Source organism: Chloroflexota bacterium (genome assembly GCA_016197225.1).
GTDB lineage: Bacteria > Chloroflexota > Anaerolineae > Anaerolineales > VGOW01 > VGOW01.
This window is the reverse complement of the sequence record JACPWC010000008.1, coordinates 1-16138: the sequence shown is the minus strand read 5'-3', so window position 1 is coordinate 16138 and position 16138 is coordinate 1. Positions and strand designations below refer to the sequence as shown.

The window sequence follows — 16138 nt, the reverse complement described above, 5'->3', positions numbered from 1 at the left end:
GGGTCGTCTCTGGACAATGCGCCAGTTCGCTGGCTTCGGGACCCCTGAGGACACCAACCAGCGCTTCAAGTATCTGATGGAGCACGGGCAGACCGGTCTCAGCACCGCGTTCGATATGCCTACGCTCATGGGTTATGACAGCGACCACGAACGCTCGAAGGGGGAGGTCGGGAAGGAAGGCGTGTCCGTATCTTCGCTCGCCGATATGGAGGTCCTCTTCGACGGCATAGACCTCGAAAAAGTGACGACCTCGATGACCATCAACTGCAGCGCGAGCATCATATTCGCGATGTATCTCGTCATGGCCGAGAAGAAAGGGGTAAGCTGGCAGAAGCTCCGGGGCACAAATATCCAGCCGCGCTGGTAGTCTCCGCGCAAGCCGCGAATGACGTTGACGGTTTGCAGGGCCAGGCCGAACTCGCGGGCCAGCGGCATGAGGGCGTCTTTGTGCAGGCGGACGTAATACGAATACCACGAGAAGAGATGGGTGAGCAGGTAGCCCACGCGCCCGGCCACTTCGTGCATGTAGTCGTCCATGTCCGATTCGTTTTCGACCACCGGGCCGCGGGCCACCCAACGGGCCATGCCCTGGGTGCTGTCGCGCACGTTGCTGATGATGGGCGCTTGCACTTCGGGCGGCAGGGCGCGCAGGCGGGCGATGACCTCGGCGGCGTGTTCGGCCACGGCGGCGTCGGGGTTGGAGCCGTCGGTGACCCCGATGATGGCGGTGAGTTGAGTCACGTCGGCCCGACCGGCCAGCACTTCATCCCACAAATTTAGCAGGGCCACTTTCTTGTCGGGCGGCATGTCTTCGTTGTCTTCCAGATAATCCGAGACGCGCAGCAGCAGGTAAGCGACCATGACGGCGTCGCCGAGGACACCAGGCAGACGCTCGATGCCCAGGGCAAAGGTGCGGCTGGCGGCGCGAAGCAGTTCGCGTAAGGTTGTCATCTGTTTCGATTATAGCTGTTTTCGGGTGCGCGGGTCGAGGGCGTCGCGCAGGCCGTCGCCCATGAAATTGATGAAGAGGACGGTGATGACGATGAAGATCGAGGGGAAGAACCACATCCACCACGCGCCGCGTTGAATGAACGAGATGGCCGCCTGCATCATGTTGCCCCAGGTGGCAGTGGGCGGCTGGACGCCGAGGCCGAGGAAGGAGACGTAGGCTTCGGTGATGATGGCCCCGGCGAGGCCGAGGGTGGCCGAGACGATGAGGGGAGCGATGGTGTTGGGGATGAGGTGGTTGAAGAAGATGCGGGTATCGCTCACGCCCAGGGCTTTGGCCGCCGAGATGTAGTCCAATTCTTTGAGTGAGAGGACGTTGGCCCGGACGATGCGGGCCAGATACATCCACGAGGTGATGCCGATGACGATGATGACAATGCCGACACTGCCGCTGAATTCCCGTCCGAAAACATGAATGGTGGGGATGTCGTTGCCGAGGAACTTGCCCAGCACAATGAGCAGGAACAACTGTGGAATGGAGAGCATGGCTTCGGTGAAGCGCATGAGGATATTATCAATCCAGCCGCCGAAGTAAGCGGCCACGCCGCCGACGAGCGTGCCCAGGCTGACAGCCAGGATAACCGAGGTAAAACCGACGAACAGCGAAATCTGGCCGCCGTAGATGACGCGGGCGAAGGAGTCGCGTCCGGTGCTATCGGTGCCAAACCAGTGCCCGGCGCTGGGCGGGGCGAGGCGAGCCTTGAGGTCGTTGCGGTTGGCGTAGTCTTCGGAGATGACGAATGAGCCGGCGACAATAAACACGAATAAGGCGATCACCCCGATCATCCCGGCCACCGCCATTTGATGTTTAAGAAACCGCCGCCAGGCCAGTTGGGCAGGAGTAAGGTGCGGCCCGGCCAGGATCTCGGCTGGCTCTAAATTGAGAACAGGGGTGTTGCCAGACTGACTAAGAGAAGTAGAGGCCATGATCAAATACTCCCAAGTTAGCTCAAACGAATGCGCGGATCAACAAATGTGTAAGCCACATCAGTGATGATTTGGAAGATGACGACGGCGGCAGAAACCAGCATAAGCACGGCGATTACTACTGGGTAATCGGAGCGTTGAGTGTATTCCCAGAACAAGCGTCCCATGCCCGGCCAGGCGAAGACTTGTTCGGTGACGATGGCCCCGCCAAGCAGGAAAGGAATGTCGAGGCCGATGATGGTCACTAAAGGCAGGGCGGCATTTTGCAGGGCGTGCCTCATCAGCACGGCGCGTTCGGCCAGGCCTTTGGCGCGAGCCGTGCGGATGAAATCCTGGCTAAGGACTTCGAGCATGCTGGAGCGCAGAAAGCGGGTGTACCCGGCAATTTGAATGATGGCCAGCGAGGCCACCGGCAAAATGAGGTGCTTCGCCATTTCCACCGGATTGTTGAAGTCCCAGATGTCTGCGCCGGTTGGCAGGTAAGGCAGGCCCCAGTTTTTGAACTGCACGGCAAAAATGAGGATCAGGCCCAGGGCGATAAAGAAGATCGGCATGGAAAAGCCGATGAATGAGAACGAGGTGATTAAGTTGTCGAGGAGTGAATATTGCCTGACGGCGGAGATTGTGCCGATGATCAACGATGCCGAAATGATGACGATTTCCGCTGTCACCATCAGCCACAGAGTCATGGGCAGGCGGGTGGCCATTAACTCGGAGACCGGTTGCCGGGAGAATTGCGAGATGCCAAGGTCCCCTTGCAGGGCCAGCCCCAGCCAGCGCAAATACTGGATCGGCATAGGCTGATCGAGGCCGAGCTTGGCCCGGATGCGGGCCTTGTCGGCGGCAGAAATATTTTGCGCTGTTGCATATTGCGACATAGGGTCGCCGATGGCGGCGCGGGTAAGCCAGAACATCCCGGCAGAAATCATGAATAGGATGATTAACCCCTGTAATAACCGGCGCGCAATGTAGGCACTCATGGCTTCTCCTTTGGCTTCCCGTTACTATTGAAGACAGGCGGGTGAGAGACTACTCTCACCCGCCTGCTTTGCCTTGCTTGTGTTGACTAGCTTACTTGAGGTCCCACGCTTCCATGTTCCAGAACAGGTAGCTGTAGGAACCAGCGTTAATGCCGGCCACGCGGTCGCTCACATCATAGATGTTCGCGCGCGCGTACATCGGCATCACCAGCGCATTGTCGTACATATACTTCTGAATTTCGGCGAAGATGGCCTTGCGCTTGTTGAAGTCGGTCTCCTTCGCGCCAGCCTGCCACAACTCGTCAAACTTCGGATCGCAGAAGTGGTAGTTGTTGTTGCCCTGCCCGCCGTTTTCGGCGTTCGGGATCTGGTCGCACAGGAAGTTGTCGCTGAACGGGTCCGGGTAGAAGCCGGTGGTATAGCCTGCGATGTCGTACGTGCCCTTCGGCATGTTCGCGCCTTCCGAGTACAGGCCGAAGAACGAGCCTGCCGGGGTGTGGATCGGCTTGAACTCGATGCCCACATCCTTCAGGTTCTGCTGGGCGATAAGGGCAATATCCACCCGGATCTGCTTGTTAGTGGTCTCGAAATTAAAGGACAGCTTCACGTCCTTGCCATCGCACTTGCCGGCGCGGATGCCGTCAGCGCCGACGGCGTAACCGGCTTCGTCGAGCAAAGCATTGGCCTGATCATGGTCAAACGGATAGGGCTCGAGGTCGGTGTTCTCGAACGGGCTGGCCGGGTAGAGGGTGGCCGGGGCCACGGTCTTGCCATTCAACAGCGCGTCCACGATCCCGGCGCGGTCGGTGGCGAGGATGATGGCCTTGCGAACACGAATGTCCTTGAAGGCGCAGGGGCCATCTACGTCCGACTTGCCTTTGCCGTCTACGCCGGCCACGGTGCCCATGTTGAAGAAGTAGTGCTCAAACAACGGGGTCGCAACCACGCCGAGGTGCAGAGTCGGTTCGAGGGCTTCCAGAGTCGGGATGTCGGACTCGGAGAAGTCGGGGTACAGGTCGGTGTCGCCAGTCTGGAGCGCGGCCAGCGCCGTTTCCGGATCAGGCACGAACTTGATGAACACCGCATCCAGCGTGGGCTTGCCGCCATAGAAACTGGGGCTGGCCACCAGGGTCAGGTGGTCGCCGGGGACCCACTCTTGCGGGACGAATGCGCCAGCGGTTACTGTCGGCTGATGAATTTCAGCTGCGCCGTCGAGCGTGTCCAGCCCTTCGAGGATGTGCTTGGGCAGGATGGGGTTGGCGGTGTTCGGGCCGGAGGTGAAGAGCAATTGCCAGGGAGCATACGGCTCAGAGAAGGTGAAGACAACAGTGGTCTCATCCGGGGTTTCGACACTGGCGATCTTGTCGTAGCCGGAGCGGCTGAGCACGGTGTTCTTCTGGTTCATGATCGACTCGAAGGTGAACTTCACGTCCGCCGAGGTCAGGCACTTGCCATCCGACCAGTGCAGGTTTGGCTTGAGATGCCAGGTGAAGGACAAGCCATCGGCCGTCATACCGCCATTTTCCACCGTTGGAATTTCGGCGGCGAGATCAGGCACGTACTCGCTATTCTCGTTCCACTCCGCCAGGCCCGGCTGGGTCATCTGGCCGACCCACGCCGAGTAGGTCATATTGGAATAGTAGCCCACGAGATTATCCGGTTCCTGTGAGTAAGCGATCTTGACAGCCTTGTCAGTGGGAGCTGCTGCGGCATCGAAGGCGTCAATATCCTGACAGCCCGTTGGCGCTTCGGTCGCCGGGACTGCGGTAGCCGGCGCCGCAGTTGCGGGGGCCGCCGTCGGCGGCGGCGGTTGAGTCGGCGCCGCAGTCGTGGCGCCACCGCCGCACGCGGCGAGCACCATCGCCGAAATGACGATGATACTCATTGAGTAAAACAGTTTATTGCCTTTCATTTTATCCTCTCCTCCTGTGAAGGGAATGTTACGCCCCCGTGACATGACGGGGGCAAGGCGCGCGGAACGCCCGCGTCTGTGGCCGGATTTTACAACATCTCCCCGATTCGTCAACCAACGGAGAGCTTTACGGCCTGTTTTTCGTGTATTTCAGCGGCGAAATAACGGAATCGCAAAATGCCTGCAATGAGGCGCTTTGCTCGGTTATTGGATGCAACTGAAAAGAAAAACCTTCACCCCGGTTTGGCCGCCGTTGCCTCTCTCTATTGAGTGGCGGTTACCCGGCTCTATTTAATCGCGGATCGAGCACATCCCGCAACCCATCACCCAACAAGTTGAACGCCAGCACGGTGAGCATGATGGCAATGCCGGGGAAGAATACCAGATGTGGCGCAGTAAAGACTTGATTCCGTTCGGCCCCAAGCATCAGGCCCCACTCGGGCGTTGGCGGTTGCGCGCCCAGGCCGAGGAACGAGAGCGCGGCGGCGTCGAGGATGGCCGAAGCGATGCCCAGCGTGCCCTGAACGATGAGGGGCGTGAGGGCATTGGGCAAAATGTGGGCCAGGACAATTCGCAGCGGCGACGCCCCCAGCGCCCGCGACCCGGCCACATAATCCAGTTCTTTCACTTGCAGGACGCTGGCCCGCACGATTCGGGCGTAGACCGGAATGGATACGAATCCAATTGCCAGCAAGGCGTTGATCAACCCTTGCCCCAGCACGGTGACGATAGCAATGGACAACAACAGACTCGGGAACGCCAACAAGACATCCATCACGCGCATGATGAGGTTGTCGAGCCAGCCACTGGCGTACCCGGCCAGCGCGCCCAGGGCCGTGCCAATGATAATGGCGAAAGTCACCGTGGCGACGCCCACTTGCAGGGACAGGCGTGAGCCGAAAATGACTCGCGAGAGCAAATCGCGGCTGTTGCCGTCAATGCCGAAAAAATGTTCCGGCTTGTCAGCCGGGCAACCGAGCCAGTGAATGCAGGGCGGCGAGTTGCGCTTGGCGTCCCGCAAAGGTTTCTCAGGATCGTAGGGCGCTAACCAGCTTGCGAAAACGGCAACGAAAATCAACAACCCCAAAATGACCATGCCCACCACCGCCGAGCGATGATGAAACAGGCGGCGAAGCGCGTCCTGCAAAGGGGTGCGGGGCGCGGCGACGCTCAGGGGTTCAAGCTGGGAGGGCGTAACGGTAGTTGCCATTTGAAAACCGACAGGGAACTTGATCTGCTATTGCAGACGGATGCGCGGGTCGAGAAAAGCGTACGAAGCATCTACCAGCATGTTGACCATGACGTAGATAATGGCAATGACCACTGTGGCCGCCTGCACCACCGAGTAGTCGCGGGCCAGGATCGAGGTGATCAACCAGGTGCCGATCCCGGGCAGGCCGAAGATTGTCTCGGTGAGCACCGCGCCGCTCAACAGCCCGCCCACCTGCAGGCCGACGATGGTGACGATGGGCAACATGGCGTTGCGGAGCGCGTGCCGGAAGATCACGGTTCTCTGCATCAGCCCTTTGGCCCGCGCAGTGCGAATGTAATCCTGGTTCAATACTTCCAGCAGGCTGGAGCGCGTCATGCGGGCGATGATCGAAAGCGGGATCGTCCCCACCGCCACCGAAGGCAGAATGAGGTGCCAGGCGGCATCTGTCCACACTTTGACATTGCCGGTGAGCAGGGCGTTGAGAGTGTACATGTTGGAGGCGAAGGTGACGGCGGCCAACGGGAATCCGGCCAACCCGTCGAGTTGAAACGTCTCGGTGAGAGGCGGGATGCTCAGGCCGGAGGTCAGGCGGCCCGACGGCGGAATCCACAGCGGTGTGCCTTTGAGGGTGAGGGCGAACAGATAAGCCAGCATCAACCCCAGCCAGAAGACGGGCATGGAGACTCCGATGTTGGCGCCGATCATTGTGACCACGTCCAGGACCGAGTTGCGCCGCACGGCGGAGATAATGCCCAGCAGGATTCCAAACGTGGTCGAGAACAACATTGCGCCAATGGTAAGCTCCAGTGTCATCGGCAAGCGCTCGACAATCACGTCAGAAACAGGGCGGCTGGTTTTCAGGGAGACGCCAAAATCGCCGCGCACCACGTTGCCCAGGTAGCGGGTGAACTGCACGCCGATGTTGTCGTTAAGACCCAGTCGTTCGCGGTAGGCATTGCATTGCTCTTCGGTGGCGCGTTCCCCCAGAGCAACGTAGCACGGGTCGCCGGGGATCAGGCGAGCAATGGCAAACGTGGTGAATAAAATTCCTGCCAGCACAGGCAACAACAAGAGCAGGCGGCGGAGAAAGAATTGAGTCATTACCTGAGACGAAAAAAAGAGCGATGGGGCCTCCCCAGCCAGGGGCCGGGCCCCATCGCTCACTTAGGCGCGCACGAATCCAGTAACCGGGTTAGTTGCCGGAAGGCGGCGGCGCGTTGAGTTGCTTGGCGAAGAAGCCGTTGAAGTATTCAAAGACGCCGCTGTTGCCTTTGTGGTTGGGGTCTTTCGCATCCCATTGGGCGACGAAAGTGGCCACCACGTCGTTGGCATCCAGATCAGCGCCGTTGTGGAACTTGACGCCCTGGCGCAGGTGGAAAGTCCACTCGGTCAGGTCAGCGTTGGCTTCCCACTTGTCGGCCAGGCCCCCTACAACTTCCACGCCGCCCAACTTAAACGCCAGCAGGGCATCGTAGACTTGCAGGCAGGCCCGCAGGGTCTCGCCGTCGGTCTCGTCGGCGCACCACAGTTGCACGGGTTCGGCGTTTTGCATCCACACCAGTTGGTCGGAGCCGGTGCCCATAGCGGCGAAGTATTCGTTACCGATCGGGCTGGTATGCGAGCCTTCGACGGTGGTTTTGAAGGCCACTCCTGAGCCGCCGTTCGCAACCGGGATCATGGGCACGTGTTGCTTGACCAGGGCGTTTACCAGGTCGTAATGTTGCTGGCGTTCCGCCGGATCAGAGAGAGAGGCGGCAGTGCGAATTTCTGCGACCAGATCCTCATAGGGCGCGCCAAAGTTCTTGGAAGCGCCCGTGAAGTGGAAGTCGTAGAAATTGGTGGCATCCGGGTAGTCGGCGCCCCAGCCGAGCATGAAGATGCTTTGCTCGCCGGCGGCTACTGATTGCAAGTAGGCGCCAGACTCCATCACATTAATTTTGAGCGTGACGCCAATCTCAGCCAACTCAGCCTGAATTTCCTGAGCAACCTGGCCGGGCAGCGGCAGATAACCGCGCACCACATCGCGATAGCTGATGGTGGCCTCGAAGCCATTCGGGAAGCCCGCTTCGGCCAATAAGGCCTTGGCGGCAGCCGGGTCATAGTCATACCACTTGGCGCCATCGCCTTCGGTGCTGAAACCGGGTAGCAAGGCCTCTGGGGCGAACTGCTCGGCTACCGATGAGCCAGCCGGGTAGTAGTTCTCTACAATGCGCTTCTTGTCAATGGCCATGGCCACCGCCTGGCGGACCTTCTCATTGTCAAAGGGCGGTATGGCATTGTTCAAGCCGATGTAAAAGATATTCAAAGCCGGGCGCGGAATGAGTTTGAGGTTGGAGTCGGCTTCGATAGTGGCAAAATCATCGGGAGCCGGGTTGTCTATCCCGTCCACTGTGCCCGATTGCAGTTCGAGCAATCGTTGCGCGGCCTCAGGCGACCAGCGGAAGATCACCGTCTGGGTCTTGGGCGGCGTGCCCCAGTAGTTGGGATTCGCCTCAAGGGTGATGTGATCGCCATGCACCCAATCTTTGACCATGTACGGGCCGGTGCCATTAGGCGACTCACTCATCTTGGCCGAATCGCCGCCATTGGCGTCCAGGTAATCCTTGTCTTGAATAGCAAAGACGCCGAAAGCCATCTTTGAGGGGAAGGCGGGATCGGGGAAGCACAGCGTCATCTTGACTGTGAATTGATCCACTGCTTCAATAGACTTGAACTCGCCGCCGTAACTGCAGTCATCGGCGGCCTTCGTCAGCCCCTCAAAAGCGGGAGGCGCCTCGGTTGGAACTTCCGTAGCCACCGGGGCGGCGGTAGGCGGCACGGCGGTGGGCGGGGCGGCAGTAGGTTGCGGAGCCTCGGTCGTGGCCGCCGGGCCGCCACAGGCCGCGAGCGCCATTGCCAAAATGACAAACGCGCTCGTCAAAAGAAACAATCTGTTGCTTTTCATACAATCTCCTCCTTATGGAATTGTGTCCCGCGTTGGGCGGGGGCGTTGCTTGCATTCTACAACGACTCTTTGATTCAGCAAAACATTTCCTAAGAGGTGACTGTCACCGGGCAATGCTGTGTGGTGAGATTCAGGCAGTTCTCTCCCCGGTGACAGTCACCTAAAGATTGGATGCAACTCGCGGTTGAAATCTTTGGCGGCTCACCCGCCGCCCTTGAGATAGATGCCCAGCGGATCAAGCTCACGCAACAGAGCCAGCTCCGTCGGGGAAACCGCCTCTGTTTCCCCAGGCGAGGCGGCTGACCTTAGCACCCAGCCCGTGTTCGCCCGCGCTTCCTCAACCGTTCGCCCCGGATGAAGCGCCGTCAGAATCATCTCGCCCGACTCATCCGGCTCCAAGAGGCCAATGTCGGTGACAACGGCCTGCGGGCCGCCGCCGCGCACGCCTGAAGCCTTGCGTGCCACGCCGCCGCCCAGGAAGCCGGCCCCGGTCACAAAATCACATTTCTCAGGGAAGCGGCGCTTTTGATGGGGCGTGATGAGATAAGTGCGGTTGGCCCAGGCCGCAATCTCGGCGCTGCCGCCCGAACCGGGCAGGCGCACTTTGGGTTTGGCGTAATCGCCGATGACGGTGGCGTTCACGTTGCCGTAGCGATCAATCTGTGCCCCGCCGAGGAAGCCCACGTCAATCAGCCCGCGTTGAAGGTAGAAGGCGAAGATTTCGTACATCGAGCACACGGCGGCGGCCCCGGAGACCAGGGCTGGGTCGCCAATCGAGAGCGGCAGGCGTTCCGGTTGCGCGCCCACCACGCCCGCTTCGTAGATCATCGTCAGGTTGGGCGCATGAGTCCGGCGGGCCAGGTTGCAGGCCAGGTTGGGCAGGCCCACGCCCACAAACACCACGTCGCCGTCGCGCAAAAGGCGGGCGGCGTTGATAGTCATGAGTTCGGAGGAGGAGTAATTCATTGCGTATCGCGTATTGCGTATCGCGTATCGCGTGAGGACATTACGCAATACGAACTACGCAATACATTTACCGGACTTTCGACAGAAACTCTTTGATCACTGCGCCCACTTCATCCGGTCTCTCCAGCGGAACCAGATGGCCCGCGCCCTGAACTTCGTGGGCGACGGTGTGAGGCGCGTGCTTCATCACCCGGCGTAGCGCCTGCGGAAAAAACGTGTCGGAGTCAGCGCCGCGAATCACCAGGAGTGGCGCGCGCAGGCTCTTCATTTCTTCCCACATATCGAAGTGGGCCGTCTCGTAAATTTTCACTTCCCACTCCGGCGTGTAGGCCAACTCCACGTGGCCGTCGAGCCGGGGCTTGGCTATCGAGTCCACGTAAGCGCGCAAGCCAGCGTCGCTGACGCGACTAAAGATAGGCGCGCGGCGATAACGCTGGTACATGATCTCGGCGCTTTCAAACACGCGCCGCCGCCGCAAAGTTGGCGCAATGAGCGGATGCGCCCGCCGCGCCAACCCCAGCTTTTGCGAGATGCGCCAGGCATATTGAAAGCGGCGATGGAAGATCACCGGATCGATCAACACCAGCGCCCGAAAAAGATCGGGGCGGCGCAGGGAAGCCGTCAGCGTGACCACTGCCCCCAGCGAGTGCCCCACGCCGATCAGGTCTTTGTGGCCGCGCTCGTCGAAGAAGCGGATCAGGTCTTCGACAAAAGTGTTCCAGTCGCGAAAGCCATTGATCGTATTATCCGGCCACAACGGGCGAAACGGCATTGAGCAGATGTGGTAACGCGGTGTGAGTGTCTCGATCAGTTGTTTGTAAGCCTGAGGCGGGTAGCCGTTGGCATGAGCAAAATGCAGAAGCGGGCCAGCGCCGCCGAAGTCAACAAAAGGGATCATTTTTTGATTTCGGATTTTAGATTGCTGATTGGGGATTGATGTTCTCAATCCAAAATCGCAAATCAAAAATCAAAAATCTCCATAGTTCACTTGCCCGCTCATCTTCGGCTTCACCTTCAATCGTTCGTGAGCCTCGGCCCCCAGCTTGGCCCAGTATTCGTCCCGGTCTTTCACGCCGAACACCCACTCGTCGAGCCAGCGTTTGACGGATTCTGGATCGGACGAGACCTTGTCCCACTCCAGATAAAACGGATTGTCGCGGTCGTAGTAGCCCTGCGCGTAAGACGGGTGGGCGCAGAAGGGCGCGTGGCACACGGCGCTGACGATGAGACCGGGGATGATGGTGCGATTCGGGTCAGCGCGGATCACGGCCTCGTCCACAATTTCTTCGGCAGTGACGATGACGCGCTTCGCGGCAAAGGCCGCCTCTTTTTGTTCGCCGATGATGCCCCAGATTTGGGCCTCGCCCCCGGCGCTGGCGCGTTGAGCGTGGATGATGGCTACATCCGGGTTGAGGGCCGGCACGGTGTTCAGTGAGCCGCTACCGTAGGGATCGATCACCGTTCGATACTGCGAATTGGCCTTCACCAGATCATCGGTTCCCACCGACTTCATTGGCAGAAACGGCAGGCCGCTGGCCCCGGCGGTGAGGCGGGTGATCATAGCAAAGTGCGAATACTCTTCGTACTCCAGCCGCCCCGCTTCCATCTCAGCGCGAATGATTCGCAGTGAGCCGACGCCGGGGTTGCCGGAATACGAAAAGATGAGCTTGCGGGCGCAACCGGCGGCCACCATTTGCTCGTAGATGATGTCCGGCGTGGCGCGGGCTAATATGAGATTCTTTTTGCCCTGACGGATGATTTCGTGCCCGGCGGCAAACGGGATGAGGTGGGTGAACCCGGCGGCGTACACGGTATCGCCGTCGTGAACGTGGGCGGCGATGGCTTGAGAGAGGGAAGTGAGTTTAGGCATATATGGACGAAGGACCGCTTTGCGAGACGAAGGACGAAAGCAGTCATTTGAATGGCGCAATTATCCTTCGTCGTCCGTCATCCGTCTATCGTCTTTTTGAACGCCACCCGATCATCCCCCGGCCCATCATAATCCGGGATCGGCTGGGAAGGGATGAAGCCCATTTTTGTGTGAAAGGCAATCGAGCCGCTGTTTACCGGCCCGGTGATGCAGTGCACTTCTTTCGCGCCTCGGGCGCGGGCCAACTCGAAGAAGCGTTCGTAGAGTTGGCGGCCCAGCCCGCTCTTTCGATGTTCCGGGTGCACGCCGACGAAATGAATATATGCCACGCCCGACTCGGATTGCGAAATGAAACCGATGAGGAAGGCGGCAAGTTCGCCATCTTTTTCGACGATGAAGCTGGTGTCGTTGAAGTGCTGGAAGTACAGGCGCGGCAAGAGGTGCGAGAGGTCGCGCCCGCCCCACCAGTCGGAGAGGATGGCGAGGACGCGAGGGTGATCGCTTTCGGTCGGGTGTCTCAATGAAAAAGAAGAAGAGAGAGAGGAGAGAGGGGAGAAAGAGAAAGTGAGCCAGTCAATGACAGTAGTAACGAGTTGCTGGCGGTGGTTGGTGAAAGAGTGGTCGGCTTCGGGAATGCGATGTTGGATGATGTTGGGCAGGGCGGCTAACAATGGTTGATAGTGTTCGGGCGAGAAGAGTTCGTCCTGATCGCCGGTGACGAGGAAGATGCGTTTGCCGGCGAGTTGAGCCGCCAGGCCGGTGATGGGCGGAAGCGTCATCCACTGTTGTTGCAGTTGGGGGCCGGTGATGTTATTGAGCATGGAAGCAAAGGCGTCGAAGATGTCTAACGTCAGCGGGGCAGTGTTGGGGTCAATGAGGGGGCATAGCGGAACCAGAGCCACAAAGCGAGAGTCGGCTGCCCCGGCGGCCAGCGTGGTGTAGCCGCCGATACTGCTTCCCACGAGCGCCAGACGGTCGCCGTCCACACAAGGTTGCTTGAGCACCCAATCTGTCGCGGCGCGCACATCGTCCACCAGATTGTGGAGCGAGTAGTCGCCGCCCGATCCCCAACAGCCGCGATAGTGAAAGGTGAGGCAGTTCCAGCCTGCATCGCGCAAGGCGTAAGCGAGATCAAGATTCTTCTCGACGCCGGGCACGCCGTGAAGAAGGATGGCGGTTGGACGCCCCCTGCGCTCCGCTTCGGGGATCTCCGACGGCGAGTCGCCGGCGGCGCGATAGAAGCCGCCAAGCAATTTGTGGCCGTGTGAGGTGAAGGTGATGCCGTCGAGGCCGGGTTGGAACATTATTTCTTCGGCGGCGCTTTGATTTTAGGTTTGAGAAAATCGAGCGCGCCTTTCTTCGCCGGCGGCGGCCCGGCCGGTTTTGGCGGCGGCGGCGGGGCGGGCTTCTTGGGCGGCGGGCTGAAGCGCGCCTTGGCCCGGTCGCCCAAAGATTTTTTGGGCGGCGGCGGCGGCTTGGCCGGCCTGGAGCGTTGATAGGCGCCCCAGCCGACAATGAGCATGACAGCCAGGCCCAGCACGACAAACGGGTTGACTGGGTTGCCCGCCGAGACCCAGAGAAAAAAGATGTAGGCGCTGATCACGCTGACTAGCAGAAGCGCCAGCCCGATGCGGCCTTCGGGGTTGGGGTTGGGCATATCGGTGATCAGTGGTCAGTGACCAGTTCTCAGTATGTTCTCTAGCAACTGATCACTGACCACTGAAAACTATTCAATCAGGGTGTGAATCTGCTCGTGCATGTAGAGCGGCAGATAGTAATAGCCGCCTGCGTTCTTGCCGGAAGAACCGGAGCCTTTCCAGCCGCCGAACGGTTGGAAGCCCGGCCACGCGCCGGTGGTTGCGCCCTGCGGGCGGTTGGCGTAGGTGACGCCGGCCTGAATGTTGTCGAAGAACCAGGCCGCTTCCTTCTTGCTTCCATAAAAACCGGCGGTCAGACCGTAGTCCACGTCGTTCGCCATTTTCATGGCGGTGTCAATTGAGTCGACGGTGTGAATCATGGTGATGGGCAGGAACATCTCGTGCTTCCACAAGCGGTGATCGTGCGGCACTTCATCCACAATCGTCGGCGGGCAGAAGTAGCCTTTGGCAAAGTCGCCGTCGCGCAACTGCTTGCCGCCGGTGAGGAACACGCCGGTGCCGCTCAGTTCTTCGGTGAACTCGCCGAACTCGCGGTACGAACCGGCGTTGATCACCGGGCCGTTGTACACCTCGCGGCGGGTCGGGTCGCCGACGACGAGCTTGCTCGTCAACGCTACCAGCTTCTCGGTGAATTTATCTTTCACCGGCTCTTCGACGTAGATGCGCGAGCAGGCCGAGCACTTCTGCCCTTGCAGGCCGAAGGCCGAGCGCATGATGCCGATGGCGGCCCGATCCAGGTCGGCGTTTTTGGAAACGATGGCCGGGTTCTTGCCGCCCATCTCGGCCACGCACGGGCGCGGATACTTGCCGGTGGCGAACTGCTTGTAGATTCTCATGCCGACATCATACGAGCCGGTGAAGGTGATGCCGGCCACACGCGGGTCGTCAATCAGCGTCTGCCCCACCGTCGAGCCGCCGCCGGTGATGTAGTTGAACACGCCGTCGGGGATCCCAGCGTCGCGGATGCACTCGGCCAACAGTCGGCCCGTCCAGGCGGTGTCGGACGCCGGTTTGAAGACGACGGTGTTGCCCGTCACCAAAGCCGCGCCCGACGGGCCACCCGCCAGCGCGAAGGGGAAGTTGAACGGACTGATGACCACCCACACGCCGTAAGGTTTGAGCACTGAGACGTTGGAGGATTGATAGCCGACGAGCGGATCGACTCCCATCGGTTTGATGAAGCCGTCGTTGCGCTCCATCGAGTCGCATGAGTAGTAGATCAGGTCAGCCGTCTCCTGCACGTCGCCCAGGGCCTCCATGCGATTCTTGCCCACTTCCAGAGACATGGCCGCGCCAATTTCGTACACGCGCTTCTCGATGTTGGCCGCCGCTTTGCGCAGAAGCCGCACCCGATCTTTCCACTTCAGGCCCGCCCACTTGGGCCAGGCGGCGTGCGCCGCCGAGATGGCGTCGGTGGCGTCCTGGGCCGAACCTTTCTGGAAAGTGCCCAGCACCCAGTCGGTGTTGATGGGCGACCGGTCTTCAAACTTGTCGGCGGTGAAGCGATCCTGGTTGTTGATGATCATGCCGTGATCTTTGCCCAGGTTGGCCTGCACCCCGGCCAGCGCCTTCTCGAACCGGGTGTGCAGTTCTTCGGGCGGGCTGAACATGGTGGAATACGTCAGCCGGAACGGCGCGGGTTTGGCCTTCGGCGCGGCTTTCTTCACAGCCTTGCGGGTCGCTTTGCGGGTTGCTTTCTTGGTTGCCATAGAGGAATCTCCTTTGAGTGAGTTGATGAGGTGATAGGGAGACAAGGGGACAAGGAGAAGGGGAGAACTTATGCTCTCTTTGCCTTATCGTGCCTGAGTACCCAAATTTCTGGATGGTTGATCATGCTGACGAGCATTCTGATAATCTCGTCATAAGTTTTGTAAATTGTGATTGCCTCGCCCCGTTTCAGGTACTTACATTTTACAGCAAATTCAATCCAGACCTGTGTCTCGGCCGCTTCGCTCTCTGCGTCTGAAAGCTTGCTAATGAAATGAGCTTCATAACGCCTCTTCCTCCAAGCTTCAGCCAGGTTGGCGCACACTGAGCGAGACGAGCGTCGAATCTGGTCGGTTAAGGAATAGGTCTCTTCTTTGGGGAAAGACTTCGACAGTTCAAAAATCTCCATCGCCGTGTCGAATCCCTTCCGATAAACTTCCAAATCATTATGGGTTGTAATCTTCTTAGCCATAGTTCTCCTTGTCTCCCCCTCTCCCTGTCTCCCCTTCTCCTCTTCTACAACACTCCCCTCAGCCACGCAACCCCCGGCCCTGCCAGCGCGGGCGTTGACGGACTGCTGGCTTCGTGGTCTGCGCCGACGAGCGGGAAGACGGAGAGCGGGCTGTTGACCCGGCGAGCGATCTGGTAAGAGGCGGTGAAATCGCAGATGTGGTCTTGTGTACCGTGGACAAGAGCAACAGGGCATTTGATGTTGCCCAGCACATCGCGCAGGTGAAAGGGTTTGGCCAGGATAAACGACTCTTTGATGGTGGGAGCGCCGATGACGTGAGCAAAGTGTTCCTGGATTCCCGCCACGGATTCGGGCAAGCCCTTGCCGGCGTCGAACGGCGAGGCAAAAGCCAGGCACGCTTTCAGGCGCGGGCTGATGGCCGCCGTGCGCAGGGCGTAAAACGCGCCGAGGCTTCCGCCTATCACGACCAGCCGGTCGGGGT

The 16138-nt window shown here is 59.7% G+C and carries 15 protein-coding genes; 1 reads left to right on the top strand and 14 read right to left on the bottom strand.

From position 1 onward, the window contains the following. A partial coding sequence (locus HYZ49_01460) for a methylmalonyl-CoA mutase (protein MBI3240945.1) occupies positions 1 to 367 on the top strand: 367 nt, incomplete at its 5' end. A gap of 593 nt (positions 368 to 960) precedes the next feature. Here HYZ49_01460 and HYZ49_01455 read toward each other — a convergent pair. From HYZ49_01455 to HYZ49_01390, 14 genes are all read right to left on the bottom strand, one after another. Next, positions 961 to 1935 (bottom strand): ABC transporter permease, encoded by a 975-nt coding sequence (locus HYZ49_01455; protein MBI3240944.1) that lies wholly within the window; start codon positions 1933 to 1935, stop codon positions 961 to 963. Between the two features lie 17 nt (positions 1936 to 1952). Then, complete coding sequence (locus tag HYZ49_01450) at positions 1953 to 2915, bottom strand: ABC transporter permease (GenBank protein ID MBI3240943.1); 963 nt, start codon at positions 2913 to 2915, stop codon at positions 1953 to 1955. Positions 2916 to 3006: 91 nt separating this feature from the next. Continuing rightward, complete coding sequence (locus HYZ49_01445; protein MBI3240942.1) at positions 3007 to 4827, bottom strand: peptide ABC transporter substrate-binding protein; 1821 nt, start codon at positions 4825 to 4827, stop codon at positions 3007 to 3009. 277 nt (positions 4828 to 5104) lie between these two features. Beyond that, positions 5105 to 6037 carry an ABC transporter permease gene (locus HYZ49_01440; protein MBI3240941.1) on the bottom strand — a complete coding sequence of 311 codons (933 nt, stop codon included), beginning with the start codon at positions 6035 to 6037 and terminating at the stop codon, positions 5105 to 5107. Positions 6038 to 6064: 27 nt separating this feature from the next. Continuing rightward, positions 6065 to 7141 carry an ABC transporter permease gene (locus HYZ49_01435; GenBank protein MBI3240940.1) on the bottom strand — a complete coding sequence of 359 codons (1077 nt, stop codon included), beginning with the start codon at positions 7139 to 7141 and terminating at the stop codon, positions 6065 to 6067. A gap of 91 nt (positions 7142 to 7232) precedes the next feature. After that, the gene (locus HYZ49_01430; GenBank protein MBI3240939.1) at positions 7233 to 8984 is read right to left on the bottom strand and encodes a peptide ABC transporter substrate-binding protein; all 1752 of its coding nucleotides are present in this window, start codon (positions 8982 to 8984) and stop codon (positions 7233 to 7235) included. A 201-nt stretch (positions 8985 to 9185) separates the two neighbouring features. Further along, positions 9186 to 9950 (bottom strand): CoA-transferase subunit beta, encoded by a 765-nt coding sequence (locus tag HYZ49_01425; GenBank protein ID MBI3240938.1) that lies wholly within the window; start codon positions 9948 to 9950, stop codon positions 9186 to 9188. A gap of 67 nt (positions 9951 to 10017) precedes the next feature. Beyond that, positions 10018 to 10848, bottom strand: a complete 831-nt coding sequence (locus HYZ49_01420; GenBank protein ID MBI3240937.1) for an alpha/beta hydrolase — start codon at positions 10846 to 10848, stop codon at positions 10018 to 10020. A 69-nt stretch (positions 10849 to 10917) separates the two neighbouring features. After that, entirely contained in the window at positions 10918 to 11820 is a 903-nt protein-coding gene (locus tag HYZ49_01415; GenBank protein ID MBI3240936.1) for a CoA transferase subunit A, read from the bottom strand. Between the two features lie 77 nt (positions 11821 to 11897). Next, the gene (locus HYZ49_01410) at positions 11898 to 13124 is read right to left on the bottom strand and encodes a GNAT family N-acetyltransferase (protein ID MBI3240935.1); all 1227 of its coding nucleotides are present in this window, start codon (positions 13122 to 13124) and stop codon (positions 11898 to 11900) included. Further along, positions 13124 to 13477, bottom strand: a complete 354-nt coding sequence (locus HYZ49_01405) for a hypothetical protein (protein ID MBI3240934.1) — start codon at positions 13475 to 13477, stop codon at positions 13124 to 13126. Before HYZ49_01405 ends, HYZ49_01410 begins: the two co-directional genes overlap by 1 nt. Before the next feature lie 69 nt (positions 13478 to 13546). Next, entirely contained in the window at positions 13547 to 15187 is a 1641-nt protein-coding gene (locus HYZ49_01400; protein ID MBI3240933.1) for an aldehyde dehydrogenase family protein, read from the bottom strand. Between the two features lie 68 nt (positions 15188 to 15255). Continuing rightward, complete coding sequence (locus tag HYZ49_01395; GenBank protein MBI3240932.1) at positions 15256 to 15657, bottom strand: four helix bundle protein; 402 nt, start codon at positions 15655 to 15657, stop codon at positions 15256 to 15258. A 44-nt stretch (positions 15658 to 15701) separates the two neighbouring features. Continuing rightward, the coding region (locus HYZ49_01390) for a hypothetical protein (GenBank protein MBI3240931.1) at positions 15702 to 16138 on the bottom strand (437 nt) is incomplete at its 5' end.

Coding starts and splice junctions, on each gene's coding strand:
- HYZ49_01445 (MBI3240942.1), bottom strand. CDS start 4,827: ATGAAAGGCAATAAACTGTTTTACTCAATGAGTATCATCGTCATTTCG.
- HYZ49_01455 (MBI3240944.1), bottom strand. CDS start 1,935: ATGGCCTCTACTTCTCTTAGTCAGTCTGGCAACACCCCTGTTCTCAAT.
- HYZ49_01430 (MBI3240939.1), bottom strand. CDS start 8,984: ATGAAAAGCAACAGATTGTTTCTTTTGACGAGCGCGTTTGTCATTTTG.
- HYZ49_01450 (MBI3240943.1), bottom strand. CDS start 2,915: ATGAGTGCCTACATTGCGCGCCGGTTATTACAGGGGTTAATCATCCTA.
- HYZ49_01410 (MBI3240935.1), bottom strand. CDS start 13,124: ATGTTCCAACCCGGCCTCGACGGCATCACCTTCACCTCACACGGCCAC.
- HYZ49_01395 (MBI3240932.1), bottom strand. CDS start 15,657: ATGGCTAAGAAGATTACAACCCATAATGATTTGGAAGTTTATCGGAAG.
- HYZ49_01405 (MBI3240934.1), bottom strand. CDS start 13,477: ATGCCCAACCCCAACCCCGAAGGCCGCATCGGGCTGGCGCTTCTGCTA.
- HYZ49_01440 (MBI3240941.1), bottom strand. CDS start 6,037: ATGGCAACTACCGTTACGCCCTCCCAGCTTGAACCCCTGAGCGTCGCC.
- HYZ49_01415 (MBI3240936.1), bottom strand. CDS start 11,820: ATGCCTAAACTCACTTCCCTCTCTCAAGCCATCGCCGCCCACGTTCAC.
- HYZ49_01425 (MBI3240938.1), bottom strand. CDS start 9,950: ATGAATTACTCCTCCTCCGAACTCATGACTATCAACGCCGCCCGCCTT.
- HYZ49_01435 (MBI3240940.1), bottom strand. CDS start 7,141: ATGACTCAATTCTTTCTCCGCCGCCTGCTCTTGTTGTTGCCTGTGCTG.
- HYZ49_01400 (MBI3240933.1), bottom strand. CDS start 15,187: ATGGCAACCAAGAAAGCAACCCGCAAAGCGACCCGCAAGGCTGTGAAG.
- HYZ49_01420 (MBI3240937.1), bottom strand. CDS start 10,848: ATGATCCCTTTTGTTGACTTCGGCGGCGCTGGCCCGCTTCTGCATTTT.